The sequence below is a fragment of the Enterococcus sp. GC34 genome, assembly GCF_040886645.1.
Taxonomy (GTDB): domain Bacteria; phylum Bacillota; class Bacilli; order Lactobacillales; family Enterococcaceae; genus Enterococcus; species Enterococcus faecalis.
The window spans coordinates 225,531-244,950 of sequence record NZ_JBFOEF010000002.1 but is presented as its reverse complement, the minus strand read 5'-3'; the positions used below and the strand labels follow the sequence as shown (position 1 = coordinate 244,950).

Below are 19,420 nucleotides of genomic sequence, written 5' to 3'. Positions count from 1 at the left end.
TTTTGAAATCGTTTTCTTTATGTCCCTATCTTACAAACAAAAGAATAACTAAACATGTCAAAAACTTTTTTTATTTTAAAAAAATTGAAAGGATTTCTACTAAAACCAACAAAGACAACGCTTTCAATAATACTTTTATTATCTCTAATTTTTCAATAAAAAGAAACATTTTTGTTTAAAAAAGCCTAATTTTCGACTTTTAGTTGTAAAAAGGCTGGTGCGAGGATCAGACAATTTCCGTCACACCAACCTTTTGTTTATTTCTCCCGCAAGGTACGTATTTTCTTTTTTAATTGTTGCACATCATAGGTCGAACTTAATTCTGACAAAACATAGACTTCCGGTGTTCCTTGATAGCTCGTTTGCTGATAATTAGTTACAATTAAATCATATGTTTGTTCAGGCTGATACCTCTCCACCAGCGTGCCATTCATATTTTTAAGACTGAGCATTAATACTTGTGTTAACGCCGCTTGATAAAGAGCATCCATTGCTAAGTGAATCCCAATTTTTATTTCACCAATCATTTTAAATTCAATTAATGCCAACACGCTTAAATATTTGACCAGAGAAAGTTCATGCAAACTATCTCCTGGTTGATACGTTTCATCAAAACAAGCTAAAGCTTTTTCTAATAACGTTGTTGAAAAAGAAGCTAATTCCCGACTAGATAATTGCTGTTCTTTTTCCCAGATATGGGCCCGATCAAAGACTTCCAATTCTCCTTTAAAAAAATACAGTTTTCCATGAATTTGTGAAAAATAGTAAGCCATGGTTTTCTCAAGAGTAGGTTCAAATTTATGGGGCCGATAATACAAGACCACATTTTCCAAGATAAACGTATCAGCTAAAGAAACAGCGGAACGACGTCCCCGAATTAAGGAATATTCATCAAAAGCTGATTCTGGTAAGACCGACATTGTGATTAGAAAAACAAAATGAATCATGCTTTCTCCTTCGTCTAATTCTAATGAATAGCGACTAGAAAAACGGAAAAACAATTGTCGAACTTGCTTAAATAACGGATCTTCTTTAAAATCAATCATTTTCTTTCTCAATTGTTGATATTTTTTTGAAGTGACCGCTAAGCGCTTTTTCGTAATACTCAACCAAAGGCTAACTTTTAACGCATTATGTTCATTAAAAGTAAAACCTAAGCCAGTCTCAATCCCTTCAATTATCCGTTTATTTAACGGCGACATCGTTTTTTTCTGGTGTGTTTCATAGGGAGTAATATACCAATACAACTGAAAGTAAAAGTAACGAATCTGCAATTCTTCTCCCTGTAGTTGTCCATTTTTTATTTGCAAATCAAAGGCGGCTAACAATTGATTGAGTTCTTTAATTTTTCGAAATAAAGAAGACTCACTAATCATAAATTTGGTCGTTAATTGAACAATAGAAAACTCTTTATTACGATATAAATAATCTAAAAGTTGAAATTTAAGAGACTCTTTTACAAATGCTTCAATTAAATGATTCAACGAAAAAAAATCCGATAAGGTGATTGATAGCTGTTGGCCATCATAAGTAAGCTGACAATCCTGTCCAAAAGGTTTCAAAAAATAATGTAAATCCTCTAAGTCTTTTTCAAAGGAGGCTTTTGTGACCGCTAAAAATGCTGTTAAATCAGAGACTGAGCAGGTGCCGCCTGCTAAGATGGTTTGTTGCACCGTTAATAATTGTCGCATCGCTTTCTTTTCTAATAATGTCTCAACTTTCATCGTTCTCTCTCCAATAAGCCGAAGCACCCATCAAATTTGTAATATCATAAATATTGGTTAAGGAAGGTTGATAAAAATAATCTTTTTGTAATAGGTCTGTCAGTGTCTGACCTGTTTGGATACTTAATGCTAAAGTATTTATTTTTTCTAAACAATTGTTTTTTGAACAAAGCTGTGCCCCAAGGACCCGTTGCGTCACTTTATCATAGATTAATTTGCCTAAAATTTCTGTCCCATGTTGTAGAGGCGGCGCTGGCTGTCTAACAATTACGGAAACAAGTGTTTGCGGAAAAAATAAACCTTCCGTTTCGGTTAGACCTGTACTAGCAAGGTAATAGTCCCCCACTTTTGTTCCCATTGTTCTCAAAGAGCCAATGAATCGGTGTGTTTTTTCTTCTAAATTGTTGGCGACTACCAAGCCAGTTCGTACCGCATTGTTCACTAACGGAGCATAAAAAGTTTCCGCGACTGGTTCATTCATAACTGAAATGCAATCTCCGATGGCAAAAACATTCGGCACTGAAGTTTGTAAATAAGCATCCACCGCGATTGTCTGATCCAGATTTCGTTGAATTTTTTTATCTAAATAGGCTAATTGAGGATGTAAGTTTAAAGCAAAAATCCCACTGTCACAAGAAATTTCCTGCTCGCTTGTTTCAAGAACAATACCATTTGCTGTTTCTTCAATTCCTAGGACCGTTTCTTCAAAATGGAAAATTACTGCTTGTTTTTCCAAAGATTTTTGAACTTCTGCAACCATTTCTTTATCAAAATATTTAGGCAATAGATTTTCTAAACTTTCAAAGACATGGACTGTTTTCTTCATTTTCACAAGAAAATCAATAGCTTCCATTCCAATGGGTCCTGCACCAATGACGGCTACTGTCTGGCTTTCTTCCAGTAATGGAACAGCCGCTAAAGCACCTGATAAAAATTTATATTTGAGTAGTTTTTCTGTTTGACTACCACGAATTTGCGTGGAAAACTGGCTCGCGCCTGTCGCTAAAATCAATTTATCATAAGAATACCACTGTTGCTCTTCTTTTCGTGCCCAAGCAATCAATTGGTTCTCAACATCCATTGCCACGACTTCTCTATTTAAAAGCAACTGAATCTTTTGACGACGTAATTCCTCTTCCGTTATGTAACGTGCTTCGTGTAATTCATTGATGGTATGATTAAAATACGCACTTAAGCCACCAGATAAATACCCCACTGTTGCTTGTTTGTCAATTAAAGAAATTTCTGCTTGGGGATATTTTTTCCTTGAAGCAATTGCTGCGGAAATACCTGCGAATGATGCACCAATAATCACAATTTTCATTTGTTTCCTCCTCTGTCAGGACCTACTATACTTCTCTCAGTTTATCATGATTAAAAAGAATGCTAAAGCAACAACTATAGTTTTCACTTAAAATAATTATTTTTGCTGAGCGCATTGCTTTTCAAGCACTTTCATTTTCATTTATAATAAATGTTACTACTGTTTGAGGAGGAGTTTTCATGTCTGCAACAAAAGAGCAATTGGAACTATTTTTATTTTATTTATCTGAAACCCATACAAAAAGTTTATCTTTACATGACTTAGTTACAAGTCGACCACGCCCAGAAGAAGCGCGTATTTTATTAAATATTAACGAGGTTTGCACTTACTACCATAGCGCTCGTGTTCTCTACACAAGTGTTCCTGCTCTTGAAAATAACAAGTCTGAGCCTTTTTTCCAAGCCTTCGAAAATTTTTATTTTGAATTAAAACAACATTTTTTCAATGAAGAAGATGAAACCCATCAATTGAATGAACGTCTAGAGGAAATGAAAATTGCCTTTGAGCAATTGACGGATGACTACAATGTTCTATAATAGAAGAGAACAATTCGTTGAGAAGGGGTCCTTATGAAGCAAGAAGAAGTGATTGAACGTTTAAAAGAAGAACTAAATTTGCCATTTTTTAATGGCACACTAGAAGAAAAGAACTATTCTGAAGCAGATTATCAACAAATCAAGAAAGAGTTAATTCAATACTTTGATGATTATGTGCGAAATGTTGAAAATTAACGAGCTAAAACAACCTTTGATTTTAATAAAATCAAAGGTTGTTTTATTATCAAAATAAAAAAATAACAAAAAAACCACCGGCAGTTTTGCCGATGGAAAAGGAGTATTTACTCAATAAGAGTAAAATGAAAAATAAAAAGGTTGTTGTTGGTATGAATTAATAATACAATACACTTTCTCTTTTGTCCATAAAAAAGACATGAAAAAAATATTAAATTCGTTAGTTATTTTTATTAGTTTTTTATTTTTTCAAAAGAATGTTGCTCATCCGTGTAATGGCAAAGGTTAATTCATCCGTTGCTTGGTCTTGCTTTTCCTCTGAAGCATTAAATAAATCTGCATCAATACCTGTTTCTGGATCTGTTGCTAAAATCATTTCATTGCATCCTGCTACATATTCTGTATAAGCATGTTGAAATTTTTTGTGAATGCCAAGTACTTGTGGCGTCGGTTTTAATGTTCCGACTTTTTTGAGCATTAATTCATATTTTTCAGTACCTTCTTTAAATTTTGCTTGAATTTCTGCAATTCGTTCGGCTGTTAAATCATTCACTTTATTCTTATCGATCGCTTGACGAACTTCTTCGTAATATGGATTCATGACTTCGCCAATATCTTCTGTTGTTTTAACGATATCATTAATTGTTTGAACGTAAAATCCTAAATTTGGTCTCATAACCATCCCTCTTTTCCCTTTTCTCTTTCACTCCATTTTACACTTTTTCTATTCCATCTGACAAGTGGCACTTTTTCAGTCTTTATTCTTTTGATTTTTAACAGAGAAAACATAGTGAGGCATCGTTTTGCCACGGTATGTTTTAATGTATCGATCCCTAACAAGCATCTGGTTTCGAATAGCGACATTCATAGAGGCTAAGTTCGTATCACGAATCGTTGAAATAACTTCTGGAAAATTTAATACATCGAATGCGTATTGCTTTGTCGCTGCGGCAGCTTCAATCGCATACCCTTTGTGCCATTCTTTTCCACATAAATGATAACCAATTTCTGGATAGCTCTTACCTTTTACTAATTGATTGGTGAGGCCACACTCGCCGATAACTTCGCCTGTTCGCTTCTTCTCTAACGCCCATAAACCATAGCCGTATTCTTGATAGGACTGTAAGTTCCACTTTAGCCAGTTTGCGACCTCTTCATCAGAAAAAGCGTGTTCATAAGCATACATCACATTTTCATCTTGCAAAAATTTTTTCAATTCCACTTCATCTTCCGACTGCCATTCTCTGACAATAAGTCGTTGTGTTTCGAAAATAATTTTCCGTTTCAAGCCCTTTCACTCCTTACATAAAGAAAAATTGACTGGTTTAAGTACCAGCCAATTTTCTTTTCTTATTTATTAAGCACCTTTACCTGCTTTACGTTGGAAGAACTTCACAATTTCCACAATTGGGATGATAGCAAAAGAAGTACCTGCTACAATTGCCCATTGATATGCATCTAAATGTGTGACGCTGAATAAATCATTAAATCCTGGAATAACAATCGTTGCAGCTAATAGCAAGAACGAAACAAGAATCCCATAGTTAAATGATTTGTTGCGGAATAAGCCAACTTTGAAAATTGATTGATAAATCGACTTCACATTAAAGGCATGGAACAATTGAATTAATCCCAAAGTAGCGAAGGCCATGGTTAAAGCATCGCCGTGTTGTAAATCATACAACGCTTGCGCCGATAAGTTTGTGTTAGCTGCGGTATGTGCTGGGAACATAATTGACATTTTATACACAATCAAAGTCAATGCCCCTTGCGTAATCCCTTGGTAAACAACACTGCTTAAAACGCCGCCAGAGAAGAAGTTCGATTTTTTACCACGAGGTTCATGGCTCATCACATCACGTTCTGCTGGTTCCACACCTAACGCAATCGCTGGGAAAGTATCCGTTACTAAGTTAATCCACAATAAGTGAACAGGTAACAAGGTATCCCAATTGAGCATTGTTGCAATAAACAAGGTTAATACTTCCCCTAAGTTAGCTGAAAGTAAATATTGAATCGTTTTTTGGATATTTGAGAAGACTTTACGTCCTTCTTCTACTGCTACAATAATTGTTGAAAAGTTATCATCGGCAAGGACCATATCTGAAGCACCTTTTGATACTTCTGTTCCGGTAATCCCCATACCAATGCCGATGTCAGCCGCTTTTAAGGCTGGAGCATCATTTACGCCATCACCAGTCATAGCAACCACTTTTCCTTCTTGTTGCCACGCTTTAACAATCCGAACCTTGTGTTCTGGTGAAACACGAGCATAGACAGAGTAGTGTCCCACGACTTGTGCGAATTTTTCATCTGACAATTCATTTAATTCAGCGCCTGTGATGACTGCATCGTCGTCGCCTTCTTTGATGATGCCTAAACGTGCCGCAATTGCTTCTGCTGTATCACGGTGGTCACCCGTAATCATAATTGGACGAATACCCGCTTCTTTCGCGACTTTTACAGCATCTGCAGCTTCTTTTCTTTCTGGGTCAATCATACCGACTAAACCAGCAAATGTTAAATCTTTTTCCACAAGTTCAGAACTCATTTCGGCTGGAATCGTCTCAACATATTTATAAGCCATTCCTAAAACACGTAAGGCTTGTTTCGCTAATGAGGTGTTGGTTTTCAAAATTTCTTGACGTTTTGTTTCATCTAATGGATTTGTTTCTCCATTTGATAAGATTTCCGTACAACGTTTCAATAATTCATCTGGTGCACCTTTGACAGAAACTAGGAAGCCACCTGTTTTTAATTCATGAACAGTAGTCATTAATTTACGATCAGAGTCAAAAGGAATCTCTGCCACACGAGGTTCAGCTGCTACTTTTTCGGTTACGTTAAACGCATGATCTAAACCAAATTGTACTAAGGCAGTTTCTGTTGGGTCACCAATTAATGAACCATCTTGAGCGATTTTTGTATCATTCGTAAAGTTCATGATTTTTAAAGCCATATTATCAGCAGGGATTTCTGTGGAAGCAGATAACACTTGACCATCTGTATACAACGCTTCAACGGTCATTTGATTTAAGGTTAACGTACCTGTTTTATCTGAACAGATAATATCTGTACTTCCTAATGTTTCAACGGCTGGTAACTTACGGACAATCGCATTTTTCTTGGCCATTTTTTGAGTCCCTAAAGCCAAAATAATCGTGACAATCGCTGGTAATCCTTCTGGAATTGCCGCTACAGCTAACGAAATTGACGTTAATAACATGTCAATCCATGAACGACCATTCATCATTCCTACCACAAACATCACCGCTGCAATGACTAAAATGGCAATTGTTAACATTTTACCCAATTGGTTTAAGTTTTGTTTTAAAGGCGTTTCCGTTTCTTGTTCGCTTGCTAGCATGCCAGCAATTTTACCGACTTCTGTATTCATCCCTGTGCCAACCACAACGCCAAGACCACGTCCATACGTCACATTACTATTGGAATAAGCCATATTGATCCGGTCACCGATACCAATATCGGTTCCCTCTAAGATGGTTACTTCTTTTTCAACTGGAACAGATTCACCGGTTAACGCTGCTTCTTCAATTTTTAAGCTATTCGCTTCCAATAAACGTAAATCAGCTGGAACGACATCCCCTGCTTCTAATAAAACAATGTCGCCTGGTACTAATTCATCACTTTTAACAGTAATGACGTGTCCATCACGGCGAACATTCGCATTTGGTGAAGACATTTCTTTTAATGCTTCAATGGCTTGTTCCGCTTTGGCTTCTTGAATGACCCCAAAGATGGCGTTCAAGATAACAACCACTAAGATGATAATCGAGTCTACCACATCATGGGAAAAGACGGCTGAAATGACCGCTGCCGCTAATAAAACAATAATCATAAAATCTTTGAATTGCTCAAAGAATTTCACGGCAAGTGATTTTTTCTTCCCTTCATCTAGCACATTTTCCCCGTACGTTTCTAAACGCTTTTGAGCCTCCTGTGCACTTAATCCATCAGTTGTTGTGTTCATTTTCTCCAAAACAACTGTGTCGTCTTGTGCGTAAAACGCTTCAGACAATTGTGTTTTCTTTTCTTCTGACATGTTCTTCCTCCTCTATTTTTTGCAGCATCCTTCAAGTACTATTTTACATTTCATCAAAAATAAATGAAAAAAAATAGACTTGTGTATGCTACTTCGTCGAACATACATAAGTCTCACCGTTTAAGACAACACCAGAAATTGCTTTCGGAGTTGGTGATGTTGTCACAGCATAAATACTGTCAGTTACTCCCTCATGAAAAAACTATTTAACATTGATTGGAGAACCAATGTTATGAATAATTACTTAATTAGTATACCGTTTTCCACTCTTTTTTTCAAATAAAAGTTCTGCTCATTTGAAAAAAACTGAAATCCTTTCATTCGGATTCCAGTTTCTTGATTTGTATTCGTAAAATACGCTGTTGCTCCCGCTTTCTCGACCAACTAATAACCCAAGAAAGTAAGAAAAGACTAATCACGGTTCCCTCACGAACAAAAATCGGCAAATGATAACTAATGGACAATCCTAGTGCTAAACTGACACAAAAAATATCAACTAAATAACGATAAAACCGAAAACTATAGCGCGTTCTTTCAGAAATAAGTGTACAAAATTTTTCAATGGGAAATTGCAAAACACCTAGCGCAACTACCTGTCCTGTCCCGATTCCTGCTATGATTGTCCCTAAAATAAATAGAACAATTTTAACCAAATAATTTTGAAAAACAAGCGAACCAAATAATTGATATAAGAAAAAATTAATGACAAAACCAAAGCCAATTAACGCCATCAAAATAATCAAATAGTCCTGAATTTTACGCTGCTGATCTAACAACCAACACGTGCCTAAAAAAGCTAAATTGATAGCTGTGGTAACAGTTCCGACTTTTAAATGAGTAAGTGTTGCAAAGGTCACATTAAATGCATTAAAACTACTAACTCCAATGCCTGCTTGAATTGTCAAACTGATGCCCAATGCACTAATTAAATAAAAAAGAAACGATAGCACAATTTTTTTCTTCCACATTATAAAAACTCCTCTACTCTTGATACGTCTATTATGTGCTACAATGGAAGAAACAAATAGGAGATATCTCCTATTATAAGGAGAAAAAATGCTTAAAACAGCCTACCAACGATCACCGAAACAAGAATTAGCTAAAAATACGCCTTTTTTTAATGAAACTGATTTAAAACACAGTTTTATTATCGATTTTGAAAATCAAGAATTCATTCATCACCAAGCAGAGCCATTAAATTATCTTTTTTATTTAATCAAAGGAAAAGCGAAAATTTTAAAAACAGAACGCAATGGCCGCCAATCCATTGTTCAGTTTTTAACGACAGGTGATTTAATTGGCGATTTAACATTAGTCCAAGCGGAAACGATAACCAAGGACGTTATCGCCTTAGGTGAAACCTGTTGTTTGGCTGTACCTTTAGCTTACGCAGAAACTGTTTTAAAAAACAAGGTACTTTTTATGCAGCAACTCAGCCATTATCTAGGAAAAAAAATGCTCCAACGGGTGGACCACTTTACAACGAATCAGACCTATGAACTAAGTTATCGGCTAGCGGAATTGCTATTGGTTGCCGCTAATCACGAAGATGTTTATAAAGAAAAACATACTGAGATTGCCGAATACTTAGGGGTTAGTTATCGCCATCTTATTTATACTTTCAAGCAATTTCGAGAGCGCGGCTTTATTCAAAAACAAGGAACTGCTTATCACATCAACCGCTTAGCGTTACATTCTTTTGTGCAAAAAATGAAGAGTTAAAGTGGTGGATTGTTGACAAATAGTGTGCTTCCCGCTACCCTATTCTTATTAATAAGAAAGAAGGGACAGCAATGGAGCAAGCAGCATTTACTGTATCTAGCTGGCAAGAACAACCGATTGACAATCTTAATGAAAATTTCCCAGTGAATCAAGCGAGCGCTACTTATCAATTGTCAGGCGCCTTATCTGGGACAGCTTCTGTGGAATATTTAATGACTTATCAAGGTTCTTCAATGGCTGATGGGCTTGAAGCTGTGGCTCAAGTGGTCGGTTTCCTCCATTTCGAAGGAACTTATTTAGGAAAAAAAGGCACCTTTACTGCTTGCGAAAAAGGGACGTTTACACAGGGGCTTTTAGACTGCCCAGGTGAACTATTTCAAGCATCAGGTGAGCTTGCCGGTTTATCCGGTCGCTACACTTATGAATTTAGTCAAGAAGAAGCGCTTCTTCATTTAGACTTTGTATAATAAAAAATTTCAAGGAAAGTTGGTGACATTATTTTACTTATTTTAAATTTGGCGGTTGTAAAAGACAATGGGTGTTTTTGATTAGATTAAACTTTTAAGGAGAAAAATCATGAAAAACACCCGAAATACCGTCCCATCATTACTAATTATTATTTTGCTTGTGGGATTTCCACAAATCAGCGAGTCGATTTTCACACCTATTTTACCAGCGCTTAGTTCTGCTTTTAACATTCACGATAGCGTGGCACAATTAACCATGAGTATTTATTTTGTTGCCTTTGCCGTTGGCGTTTTATTCTGGGGAATTTTATCCGATACGATTGGACGTCGCCCAGCTATGTTATTAGGAATTTTATGCTATTTAATTGGAAATATTGGCCTTTTTTTGAGTCCGACATTTCCTTGGCTGTTATTCTTCCGTTTAATTCAAGCATTTGGTGCAAGCGTTGGTTCTGTTATTACCCAATCGATGATGCGGGAAAGCTTTAACGATCTTCAAAGAGGGAAAATTTTTGCTCAAACAAGCGCTGCCCTATCGCTATCTCCTGCCATCGGACCCTTAGTCGGCGGACTTGTTCAAACCTATTTTGGCTATCAGCATGTCTTTAGCACCTTAATTGTCATGGCTGTTCTATTACTTTTCTATAGTTTTTATCGTTTACCAGAAACCTTTCACTTAGGAAATACCTTAACGAAAGCGCCTTTTTGGTCCGTGGCGAAACGCCTTTCCTTCGACTCGAAAGTTTGGTGCTACGGCTTATTGATTGGGGGCATTAATGGTTTATTGTTTAGCTACTATGCAGAAGCTCCGTTTATTTTCATCAATCACTTTGGCTTTAGCAGTGTCCAATATGGCTTTCTTGGTTTAGTTTTAGCTGTGTCTAGTATTCTTGCTGCGGTTCTTATCAATTGGTTGCTAGGATATTGGTCAGCGGAAAAAATTGCCTTTGCTGGTTTGCTGCTAAGTATCTTTACGGCTTGCTGTTTATTAATAATGACACAATTTGAAACAATCATTGGTCTTATTTTGTTTATTTTTCTCTTTTTCTTAGGGATTAATATTACTTTGCCCAATGCCTTAAGTATGGCCTTAAAAGGCTATGAATCTGTAATTGGTACTGCCAGTGGAATTTTTAGTTTTGTCTATTACTTGTTTGTTAGTTTCTTTACCTATTTGATTAGTTACTTTCACAATGGTACCATTTGGGTCTTGCCGCTTTACTTTTTAAGTTTTGCTTGTCTGTTAGCTTTCAGCTATTATGTCATTGTTTATCGTAAAACTTTAAAATAAAAATCAAAAAACACACGAATGTTTCGTGTGTTTTTCTTAGCTAAAAAATTGATTTTCTAAACTATATTGCTTCCCTGAAACAATGTCATATTGAATCAGTCGGTATTCCTCATATAGTTGTTCTTGCTTTTTATTCATTTCTACTGTTTTTTTCCATTCCCCACCGAGATAGTAATTCCCCTTTTCAAAAGCAGGCAATTGTTCTTGTACCTCATTTAGCATAGCGTAAAATCCCGATTGCGGTAAGCCACTTTGTTGGAAAAGTGAGGGAGCAAAATAAAATGGACTAATGGTTGCTTGATGCTGATTTTTTTCTGTTAACTGGTTCGCCGTATCATACATTAGAAATTCTGTCTGGTGAAGGGCTGCCCCTTCATTCAACGCTTGAATGTTTTCATCATAAATACTTGGTAAGTGATCTCCCCAAAAAACGACTAATGTGCGTTTGGGCATTTTTTCGATTTCTTGTAGGAAATTTTTCAAAGCTTCGCTACTGTAGGCAATATCTTGCAAATAATTATTGAGCGCGACTTGATTGCCGTTTCCTTGAGAAAAATAATTGGACGTTGTGTATTTGTTTTCATAGGGCATATGTGTTTGCATAGTAACTAAATGAATGAATTGCGGTTGCTCTTTTTCTTTAAGCAGTGTCGTCACTTCCTGATATGCTGCTTGATCTGAAATGTAAGGATTATTTTCTAGTTTATCTGTATAGTTCATTGTTTTTTCATTGATAAATTGATCAAAACCTAAAATTTTATACACATCTTTTCGTTTATACATAGATGTATTGTACGGATGAATAGCCGTTGTTTGGTACTTTTGTTCCTTAAGTAATGAAACAATGGAAGGCAATTCCGTCATCTTAGGAATCATCATTGTATAAGGTGTAGTCATTTGGGCATTCATTAATTCCATCGAAAAACTTGTTAAGGCTTCAAATTCAATATTCGCAGTTCCGCCCCCGTAGTTTTGTGAAAGCATCTGGCCGCTGTAAGTTTTATCAGCGATTTGCTGATAATCAGCTAAAGGATTACCAATAATGGACAAGCCTTTCAGATGATCTGGATTTGAAAAACTTTCACTCATGACAAACACAATATTTGGTTGCTCATTGCTCGGCACTGGTTTCGCCTCGGCCAACTTTTGATATTTCTGAGTAATTTCTGAAATAGCTTCTTTTGAATAACCCTTTGGTTGGTCCATAGCCTCTACTTTTAAATTATATAGAAAACCACCAATAAATCCTGTATTGTAGTAATTCATTTTTTGGCTGTAAGGAATCCATAACGCGGTTTTATTATAGGCTTTACGTAACAAATTTTGCGGATTGTTAAAATCACCAATATATGAAAATAGACCAATCGAAAGAACAAGACTTAACACACGAATCGTTTGTTTTTTCTTCGATAAAAAGAAACTTTTATAAAAGGCTTTTCCTAAGAAAAAAAGTGCTACACAACATAACGCTACCACAAAAATAAACGGCCATAAACCAACCATTTCTTTTAATAAACTAACTTCTGTAATCATTTTTAAGTCGTCTGGGTAAATAGGTTCGACACGATAAAACATCTTTTGATAGTCCGCAAATCCTAAAACACCTATTATGACACTATATAAAAGAGCGCCAACTCCTAATGAACCTGCCAAACTACATAAAAAAAGTAAAAAAACGCTTAGCACAAAACAACCTAAGAAAAACTTTTCCGTATGCCACGAAAAAGCAAACTTGAAGGCTAAATCAACAGACAAGTTATTCTGACACCATTGCAAATATAAATTACTAAAAATAATTAATATGATGAACCCAATTCCATACAGAAGATAGCGGTAGGGCCATCGTTTAAATTTCTCAACTCTCTTTTTCACATCGATCTCCTATTCAAAAACTAGTAATGTATTTATTTTATGCTTCTTGAAAAAGAATGTAAAGAAGTAGCTAGCAAAGAAGTCTAAGGAATGGTAAAGAAAAAATGTTATTTGTTGCAAAAATAATTTTCCAGTGGTATAGTAACAATGGAATTTCGTTATCAGTTATCGTCGCCTTTTTAGAGTACTTGTATGAAAGGAGAATAACTATGACTTACAAAGTAAAAAACATTCAATACCGTATTCAATTAGACACAGACAAAAATATTTTCATTGTTTTTGATGCAAAAAATGAAAGTAAAACAGCAACTGGTCACACAATTGAAGAAGCAATTGCACACTTAAAACAATTAAACTAAGGAGTGACAAACATTTCCATGCAAGACCCTTTAGGTAGTTATTTAAGCTAAAAGCCGTTTAGTAAAGAAAAAATACTAGACGGTTTTTTTGTATCTTCTTCGCCTTTTATTTTTTACATAGTATACTGAAACAAACGGAGGTGTTTTTATATGACCATCATTGCAAACTATATTCGCCAGCAACCCCAACATCAAACACAGTTAACAGAAATCTACCAAGCAATTTTAGCGGTTGTTCCTCAGGAGACTACTGAAAAAATCGCTTATGGAATGCCGACCTTTTACTTAAATGGCAATTTAGTGCATTTTGCGGCGGCCAAGCAACATTTAGGTTTCTATCCTACGCCATCAGCCATCCAACGTTTCAGCAAAGAATTACGCCCTTTTAAAACCTCGAAAGGTGCCATTCAATTTCCTTACACGCAAGAGTTACCTCTTTCGTTAATACAGGAAATAGTTAAATTCCGTGTACAAGAGAACATGAAAACAGGGTCTCAATGAGACCCTGTTTTCATGTTCTTAAAATTTTTTCCATCGCTTTTCCCTTGGCCAACTCGTCGATTAACTTATCTAGGTAACGGATTTTTTGCATTAAAGGATCTTCAATTTCTTCCACGCGATAGCCACAAATTACGCCTTTGATCAATTGGGCGTTTTCATTAAAATTGGGTGCTTCTTCAAAAAATGTTTCCATCGTTACTTTTTGAGCCAATTGTTGTTGCAAGCCTTTTTCATCATAACCAGTTAACCAGTAAATAATTTCGTCAACCTCCGCTTGCGTTCGATTTTTACGTTCTACTTTTTGGATGTATAGCGGGTAAACACTGGCAAAGGTCATTGTATAGATTTTCGGTTTTGTCATTGGTTTTCCTACTTTCTGAAAAAATAACTCCTTCTCATTATACTATACTTCTCTTAAATTTAAACTTTAATACATGTTAAAAGAATAAGTGCCGTAAAAAATTTTAAAAAGCAGTAAAATTGACTCTTCTAGTAAAAATTTCTTTTGTTATTTTTCTTTATATAAGGAGCCCATTTTTTATGTTATTTAATCACAGGAACCTGATTCTATCATTGCAGAATAGGCTTTCATTCAGTATACTGTAAATAGAGGAACAAGAAACGAATTGGATAATTAGGCACTGAAAGAACGCACCACCGTTCTGAATGTTTCGAAACACACAACAGGTTATCGAAATGGCCATTGGAGAAAAATTCCTTTTTCTCCGAGGTTAGCGATTGTGACATGTTGCAATCGTTTTTTGTCCTTAAAATGTTGAGAAAAAGAAAAAAGGCACTTTGCATGTCAGCACCACCTGACAAACAAAGCCCTTCATAGACAGCACAACCTATCTATTCCAGTTGCCTTTTTTGCTAGTTACACTAGCTAATTTTAGTGTACCCGATTTTCAGTGAAATTACTAGCATCTTTAAAATTTTTACTGAAACGATCAGCCTGTGCAATGAACTAGTTTTCTTCAGCGGCGGCAACCGCTGAGAAGCTTTTTCTCAAATTTTAAGTTGCTCTACTCTATCATATAGTTTATATAGATAACTGGCTTTTTAGAAGAATATAATACATGTTTTTTCCAATTGTCTAAATAATTTTTGAATAAAAACATTTTCAAATATGTTAAGTCTGGCATTCCTTTTTCTCGCTCAATCAACTTAGTCTTCTTGTCTAATACAAGCCACAAACCTATTTTTTCTACAGACGGTATATCTTTTACTAATCCTGAGCGAATAATGTCTAAAGAAGCAAGTGATTGAGTAACTGCATAACTTAGCTTGGATGATGCATCACCGATTTTAACTGCAAATAATGTTTGCGTTTCTTTACAGTATATATCTGCAATCTCAATGTCTTCATTATTAGATAGTTTGGTCAACTGACGATCATAATTCTCTAAATGTTCATTTTCTTCTGCTAGCAAGAGATTATAAACTCTTTCTTTATAGTATTTTCTTTTTATTGACTCTTTAATCTCTTTCTTTGTTTTGCCAGTAAAATCAGATCTATTTTTTTCTTCTTCATATTTCTTAGCACAAAAAGTTTCATGCCTTTTTTTAGAAAAATCATACTCAGGATTATAGATTACTGGAATTTCACTAAGTGAATCATTTAAATAATCTAGATAGTCATTATTATAAGAATACCACTCACCATTTAGTAGTGTATAACGCTCTTCTTCATCTGTGTAATCTAATATTTTCTTTATCTCATATTTTTTTCTCTTGCCTTCAATTTCTTTACCTATAAAGATTTTAAAAATATCTTCGCCTATTAATTTGTTTTTTTCAATGAACATGCGTAAATCATTGATGTCAAATCCATCTAAAAAAACCGGTTTTCTATTTAAATAATGTACTGTATATTCCGTACTATAATCATTAAAGCTCTCTACGTTTCCTATAATGTCAAAATCTGAAAAATAAATAGGTGTTTCTCCATCAATTATTTTTTTTATTAATTTCCCATCTAATTTCTTAATAAGATTATCATCATTCTTGTCCAATTTCTTCAATAATGGAATTTTTATTTCTTCTTTCTCAGATGTAATGATTCTTTTTGCATAAAATACAAGCGCTAACATGTGTGTTAGACAGTCATTTTTCAACTCAACAGATAAAGCATCCCCAATTTCGATATTTTCTTTATATATTCCAAAATCTCTTGGTAATTTTTGGGTAGCTTTAACTTTTAAATAAGCTTCACCACTATCAAAATCGAAGTATTTATTATCTTTAAAAGCATCAATCATCTTTACCTTAGAACTATGCGGCGCTGCTTTAGCTGTACGCTTTACTTCTTTGTAGTCTAACTTTCTCGCAAAACGAAAGGCAAATTCTTTATCTGCAAACTTATGAACACAATGATGCGCATGACTAAAAGAAAACGCATATAACTCATCATCCAAAGAAACTGTTAAAATTCCTTTGGGTGCTCCATAAGTTTTTAGATGTATTCCTTCTGTTAATTCATCAATTATCCATTGCCATTTTGGAGTTCCCTCTAAGTTATTTCGATCAATATATAACTGAATATGTACACTTTTTTGTCTATATTGACGAACTTCATCGCTTTCCATTTTATATTCTAAATTAATTTGCTCAAAAAATTCTTCCTCTTTTTCAGTTAAAATTTTATATAAATTTACTTTCATTTTTAAGACCTCCTTTAAAATTATTTCAGGATTCTAAATAAAATGCACAAGTAGCTTTACATTTATCTATCTTTTTCAACAATTGGATAAACGCATCCACATATTCTTGATCCTTTGAACTATGACTAATAAAAATCTTTTTCCCGTTGCTCACTACTCAACATCCTCCAAGTTAAATTTGTGTTTTCATTTTTTTGTGAAATTCTATACTATTTCTTTAAGCGTACAGCGTTATCTGAAACCAGTCAATACTAAAATTATAAAATAACAATTATTTTGTTTTATTAAATTTTTATATAATGTTGTTTTGTTAATGTTTTGTTATTTTTAAACAAGTGATTATAGAGCGATGTACGGTTGAAGTTATTTCTAATCTATTTTTTTCAATATTTTTATAGATATAAAAAAACACGCCTTTCTTTGCAGAAAGGCGTGTTTTTACGTCCGAGTATAAGGAGAATTGGTTCATTAACCAATTGTCCCTTTAAGCGTTATTCATTAAATGAATTATTTGTTTTTTAAGTTGTAGAAAGATTTTAAGCCTTTGTATTCAGCTACATCGCCTAATTGATCTTCAATACGTAATAATTGGTTGTATTTAGCAATACGGTCAGTACGGCTTAATGAACCAGTTTTGATTTGGCCAGCGTTTGTTGCAACAGCGATATCAGAGATTGTTGAATCTTCTGTTTCACCAGAACGGTGAGATACAACTGCAGTGTAGCCAGCTTCTTTAGCCATTTCGATTGCTTCAAATGTTTCAGTTAAAGTACCGATTTGGTTAACTTTGATTAGGATTGAGTTAGCGATACCTTTTTCGATACCTTCAGCTAATTTAGTTGTGTTTGTTACGAATAAATCGTCACCAACTAATTGAACTTTGTCGCCTAATACTTCAGTTAATTTTTTGAAGCCGTCCCAGTCGTTTTCGTCTAAGCCGTCTTCGATTGAAATGATTGGGTATTTAGAAACTAATTCTTCGTAGAACGCGATCATTTCTTCAGTTGTTTTTTCGCCTTCGCCTGAGTCAGCTAAAACGTAAACGCCTTTTTCTTTGTCGTAGAATTCTGAAGAAGCAGCATCCATAGCAAGAACAACGTCTTTACCAGGAACATAGCCAGCTTTTTCGATAGCTTCGATGATTACTTCGAAACCTTCTTCGTTTGAACCTAAGTTAGGAGCGAAACCACCTTCGTCACCTACTGAAGTAGCTAAGCCGCGACCTTTTAAGATTGAAGCTAATGCGTGGAATACTTCTGCACCCATACGTAAAGCTTCTTTGAATGTAGGCGCACCTACAGGCATGATCATGAATTCTTGGAAGTCAATACTGTTGTCAGCATGTGATCCACCGTTGATGATGTTCATCATTGGAGTTGGTAATACTTTTGTATTGAATCCGCCTAAGTAATGATATAAAGGCACTTCTAGGTAATCAGCAGCAGCACGAGCTACGGCGATAGACACACCAAGAATAGCGTTAGCACCTAATTTACCTTTGTTAGGAGTTCCATCTAAATCGATCATTGCTTTATCGATAGCCATTTGATCGCGTACATCGTAACCGATGATTGCTTCAGCAATGATGTTGTTTACGTTATCTACAGCTTTAGTAACACCTTTACCTAAGTAACGAGCTTTGTCGCCATCACGTAATTCAACTGCTTCGTATTCACCAGTTGAAGCTCCTGAAGGAACCATTCCACGGCCGAAAGCTCCGCTTTCAGTGTAAACTTCTACTTCGATTGTTGGGTTACCGCGTGAGTCTAAGACTTCGCGTGCGTAAATATCAGTAATAATTGACATGTTTTGTCTCTCCTTTGAGTTTGTATTTATACTAAGGGGATTCCCTCATGTATGATTGTAGTTAATTCTTGCAAACTATGCAAACATTTTTTTGCAAAAGTCATTGAGAAAACGTTACCGTTAATGATTTCTTATTTTACAGCATCTAATAAAGCTAGGAATGAATCTGCTTCTAAGCTTGCGCCGCCGACTAAAGCACCGTCAACGTTTTCTTTTGCCATATATTCAGCGATGTTTTCTGGTTTAACAGAACCACCGTATTGGATACGAACAGCTTCAGAAACTTCTTTGCCGTATAATTTTTCAACTGTTGAACGAACAACACCACAGATTTCATCTGCAATATTAGCATCTGCAGATTTACCAGTTCCGATTGCCCAGATTGGTTCGTAAGCGATAACCATTGAAGCAACTTGTTCGTTTGATAAACCAACTAAGCCGTTAGTGATTTGACCTTCGATCCATTCCGCTGTTTTACCAGCTTCATACGTTTCTAAAGTTTCACCACAACAGAAGATTGGTGTCATACCATTTGCAAAGATTGCTTTGGCTTTTTTATTGATATCTTCATCTGTTTCGTGGAAATATTCGCGACGTTCAGAGTGTCCGATAATCACATAGTTCACACCTAAATCTGCAATTGCAGCTGGTGAGTTTTCACCAGTGAAGGCACCAGCGTTTTCCCAGTAGCAGTTTTGTGCAGCTAATTTCACTTCAGAATCTTTTAGGTTCCAAGCTAAAGGAGCTAAGAATAATGCTGGAGATCCAATCACAGCGTCAACAACGTCGTTTGATGGAACAGCATTTTTGACTGCTTCTGCAAAGCTTTGTGCTTCGCTTAAAGTTTTGTTCATTTTCCAGTTACCAGCGATAATTGGTTTGCGCATGAAAAGCACA

The 19,420-nt window shown here is 35.4% G+C and carries 19 protein-coding genes and 1 pseudogene; 7 read left to right on the top strand and 13 right to left on the bottom strand.

From position 1 onward, the window contains the following. Nucleotides 1-257: 257 nt before the first annotated feature. Together AB3I72_RS03525 and AB3I72_RS03520 are read right to left on the bottom strand one after the other, a co-directional pair. On the bottom strand, nucleotides 258-1,724 hold the full coding sequence (locus tag AB3I72_RS03525; RefSeq protein ID WP_002385844.1) for a helix-turn-helix domain-containing protein: 1,467 nt from the start codon (nucleotides 1,722-1,724) through the stop codon (nucleotides 258-260). After that, entirely contained in the window at nucleotides 1,714-3,048 is a 1,335-nt protein-coding gene (locus AB3I72_RS03520; protein ID WP_192444549.1) for an FAD-dependent oxidoreductase, read from the bottom strand. Before AB3I72_RS03520 ends, AB3I72_RS03525 begins: the two co-directional genes overlap by 11 nt. 179 nt (nucleotides 3,049-3,227) lie before the next feature. On the opposite strand from AB3I72_RS03520, the gene AB3I72_RS03515 reads away from it, so the two are divergent. Next, on the top strand, nucleotides 3,228-3,584 hold the full coding sequence (locus AB3I72_RS03515; protein ID WP_002419931.1) for a hypothetical protein: 357 nt from the start codon (nucleotides 3,228-3,230) through the stop codon (nucleotides 3,582-3,584). 33 nt (nucleotides 3,585-3,617) lie between these two features. Next, nucleotides 3,618-3,779 (top strand): hypothetical protein, encoded by a 162-nt coding sequence (locus AB3I72_RS03510; protein WP_002357133.1) that lies wholly within the window; start codon nucleotides 3,618-3,620, stop codon nucleotides 3,777-3,779. Between the two features lie 241 nt (nucleotides 3,780-4,020). On the opposite strand, the gene AB3I72_RS03505 is transcribed toward AB3I72_RS03510, so the two are convergent. The 4 genes from AB3I72_RS03505 to AB3I72_RS03490 form a co-directional block, all read right to left on the bottom strand. Next, on the bottom strand, nucleotides 4,021-4,461 hold the full coding sequence (locus AB3I72_RS03505; protein ID WP_002385841.1) for a hypothetical protein: 441 nt from the start codon (nucleotides 4,459-4,461) through the stop codon (nucleotides 4,021-4,023). 69 nt (nucleotides 4,462-4,530) lie between these two features. Continuing rightward, on the bottom strand, nucleotides 4,531-5,067 hold the full coding sequence (locus tag AB3I72_RS03500; protein ID WP_002370982.1) for a GNAT family N-acetyltransferase: 537 nt from the start codon (nucleotides 5,065-5,067) through the stop codon (nucleotides 4,531-4,533). 69 nt (nucleotides 5,068-5,136) lie between these two features. Continuing rightward, entirely contained in the window at nucleotides 5,137-7,842 is a 2,706-nt protein-coding gene (locus AB3I72_RS03495) for a cation-translocating P-type ATPase (RefSeq protein WP_368023575.1), read from the bottom strand. 317 nt (nucleotides 7,843-8,159) lie between these two features. Continuing rightward, nucleotides 8,160-8,810: a YitT family protein gene (locus AB3I72_RS03490; RefSeq protein WP_061101232.1), complete on the bottom strand. Its 651-nt coding sequence runs from the start codon at nucleotides 8,808-8,810 to the stop codon at nucleotides 8,160-8,162. Between the two features lie 88 nt (nucleotides 8,811-8,898). Here AB3I72_RS03490 and yeiL point away from each other — a divergent pair, with 88 nt between their 5' ends. From yeiL to AB3I72_RS03475, 3 genes are all read left to right on the top strand, one after another. Then, nucleotides 8,899-9,564 (top strand): transcriptional regulator YeiL, encoded by a 666-nt coding sequence (yeiL, locus tag AB3I72_RS03485; RefSeq protein ID WP_002362037.1) that lies wholly within the window; start codon nucleotides 8,899-8,901, stop codon nucleotides 9,562-9,564. 71 nt (nucleotides 9,565-9,635) lie between these two features. After that, nucleotides 9,636-10,031, top strand: coding sequence for a DUF3224 domain-containing protein (locus tag AB3I72_RS03480; RefSeq protein ID WP_002365812.1), 396 nt, complete (start codon nucleotides 9,636-9,638; stop codon nucleotides 10,029-10,031). Nucleotides 10,032-10,140: 109 nt separating this feature from the next. Beyond that, a complete protein-coding gene (locus AB3I72_RS03475) occupies nucleotides 10,141-11,322 on the top strand; it encodes a multidrug effflux MFS transporter (protein WP_368023573.1) in 1,182 nt (393 codons plus the stop codon). A 36-nt stretch (nucleotides 11,323-11,358) separates the two neighbouring features. Here the strand turns inward: AB3I72_RS03475 and AB3I72_RS03470 are convergent, their stop codons facing one another. Next, on the bottom strand, nucleotides 11,359-13,194 hold the full coding sequence (locus AB3I72_RS03470) for an LTA synthase family protein (RefSeq protein WP_368023572.1): 1,836 nt from the start codon (nucleotides 13,192-13,194) through the stop codon (nucleotides 11,359-11,361). Between the two features lie 209 nt (nucleotides 13,195-13,403). On the opposite strand from AB3I72_RS03470, the gene AB3I72_RS03465 reads away from it, so the two are divergent. Then, nucleotides 13,404-13,553 carry a hypothetical protein gene (locus AB3I72_RS03465; RefSeq protein ID WP_002357118.1) on the top strand — a complete coding sequence of 50 codons (150 nt, stop codon included), beginning with the start codon at nucleotides 13,404-13,406 and terminating at the stop codon, nucleotides 13,551-13,553. Between the two features lie 150 nt (nucleotides 13,554-13,703). Beyond that, a complete protein-coding gene (locus AB3I72_RS03460; protein WP_002387299.1) occupies nucleotides 13,704-14,054 on the top strand; it encodes an iron chaperone in 351 nt (116 codons plus the stop codon). Nucleotides 14,055-14,064: 10 nt separating this feature from the next. On the opposite strand, the gene AB3I72_RS03455 is transcribed toward AB3I72_RS03460, so the two are convergent. The 6 genes and pseudogenes from AB3I72_RS03455 to tpiA all read right to left on the bottom strand — a co-directional run bounded on the left by AB3I72_RS03455 (nucleotide 14,065) and on the right by tpiA (nucleotide 19,410). Further along, the gene (locus AB3I72_RS03455) at nucleotides 14,065-14,415 is read right to left on the bottom strand and encodes a DUF2200 domain-containing protein (protein ID WP_002419678.1); all 351 of its coding nucleotides are present in this window, start codon (nucleotides 14,413-14,415) and stop codon (nucleotides 14,065-14,067) included. Between the two features lie 227 nt (nucleotides 14,416-14,642). After that, nucleotides 14,643-14,858, bottom strand: a complete 216-nt coding sequence (locus AB3I72_RS03450; protein ID WP_002357102.1) for a hypothetical protein — start codon at nucleotides 14,856-14,858, stop codon at nucleotides 14,643-14,645. Nucleotides 14,859-15,079: 221 nt separating this feature from the next. Next, nucleotides 15,080-16,717, bottom strand: coding sequence for a DUF6119 family protein (locus tag AB3I72_RS03445; protein WP_061101234.1), 1,638 nt, complete (start codon nucleotides 16,715-16,717; stop codon nucleotides 15,080-15,082). A gap of 70 nt (nucleotides 16,718-16,787) precedes the next feature. Next, a pseudogene (locus tag AB3I72_RS03440) lies at nucleotides 16,788-16,871 on the bottom strand (toll/interleukin-1 receptor domain-containing protein); the annotation flags it as partial. 353 nt (nucleotides 16,872-17,224) lie between these two features. Beyond that, the gene (eno, locus tag AB3I72_RS03435) at nucleotides 17,225-18,523 is read right to left on the bottom strand and encodes a phosphopyruvate hydratase (RefSeq protein ID WP_002357098.1); all 1,299 of its coding nucleotides are present in this window, start codon (nucleotides 18,521-18,523) and stop codon (nucleotides 17,225-17,227) included. 131 nt (nucleotides 18,524-18,654) lie between these two features. Continuing rightward, on the bottom strand, nucleotides 18,655-19,410 hold the full coding sequence (gene tpiA / locus AB3I72_RS03430; protein ID WP_002362045.1) for a triose-phosphate isomerase: 756 nt from the start codon (nucleotides 19,408-19,410) through the stop codon (nucleotides 18,655-18,657). Nucleotides 19,411-19,420: the final 10 nt, after the last annotated feature.

Coding starts and splice junctions, on each gene's coding strand:
- AB3I72_RS03525 (WP_002385844.1), bottom strand. CDS start 1,724: ATGAAAGTTGAGACATTATTAGAAAAGAAAGCGATGCGACAATTATTA.
- AB3I72_RS03520 (WP_192444549.1), bottom strand. CDS start 3,048: ATGAAAATTGTGATTATTGGTGCATCATTCGCAGGTATTTCCGCAGCA.
- AB3I72_RS03515 (WP_002419931.1), top strand. CDS start 3,228: ATGTCTGCAACAAAAGAGCAATTGGAACTATTTTTATTTTATTTATCT.
- AB3I72_RS03510 (WP_002357133.1), top strand. CDS start 3,618: ATGAAGCAAGAAGAAGTGATTGAACGTTTAAAAGAAGAACTAAATTTG.
- AB3I72_RS03505 (WP_002385841.1), bottom strand. CDS start 4,461: ATGGTTATGAGACCAAATTTAGGATTTTACGTTCAAACAATTAATGAT.
- AB3I72_RS03495 (WP_368023575.1), bottom strand. CDS start 7,842: ATGTCAGAAGAAAAGAAAACACAATTGTCTGAAGCGTTTTACGCACAA.
- AB3I72_RS03490 (WP_061101232.1), bottom strand. CDS start 8,810: ATGTGGAAGAAAAAAATTGTGCTATCGTTTCTTTTTTATTTAATTAGT.
- yeiL (WP_002362037.1), top strand. CDS start 8,899: ATGCTTAAAACAGCCTACCAACGATCACCGAAACAAGAATTAGCTAAA.
- AB3I72_RS03480 (WP_002365812.1), top strand. CDS start 9,636: ATGGAGCAAGCAGCATTTACTGTATCTAGCTGGCAAGAACAACCGATT.
- AB3I72_RS03475 (WP_368023573.1), top strand. CDS start 10,141: ATGAAAAACACCCGAAATACCGTCCCATCATTACTAATTATTATTTTG.
- AB3I72_RS03465 (WP_002357118.1), top strand. CDS start 13,404: ATGACTTACAAAGTAAAAAACATTCAATACCGTATTCAATTAGACACA.
- AB3I72_RS03460 (WP_002387299.1), top strand. CDS start 13,704: ATGACCATCATTGCAAACTATATTCGCCAGCAACCCCAACATCAAACA.
- AB3I72_RS03455 (WP_002419678.1), bottom strand. CDS start 14,415: ATGACAAAACCGAAAATCTATACAATGACCTTTGCCAGTGTTTACCCG.
- AB3I72_RS03450 (WP_002357102.1), bottom strand. CDS start 14,858: ATGCAAAGTGCCTTTTTTCTTTTTCTCAACATTTTAAGGACAAAAAAC.
- AB3I72_RS03445 (WP_061101234.1), bottom strand. CDS start 16,717: ATGAAAGTAAATTTATATAAAATTTTAACTGAAAAAGAGGAAGAATTT.
- eno (WP_002357098.1), bottom strand. CDS start 18,523: ATGTCAATTATTACTGATATTTACGCACGCGAAGTCTTAGACTCACGC.
- tpiA (WP_002362045.1), bottom strand. CDS start 19,410: ATGCGCAAACCAATTATCGCTGGTAACTGGAAAATGAACAAAACTTTA.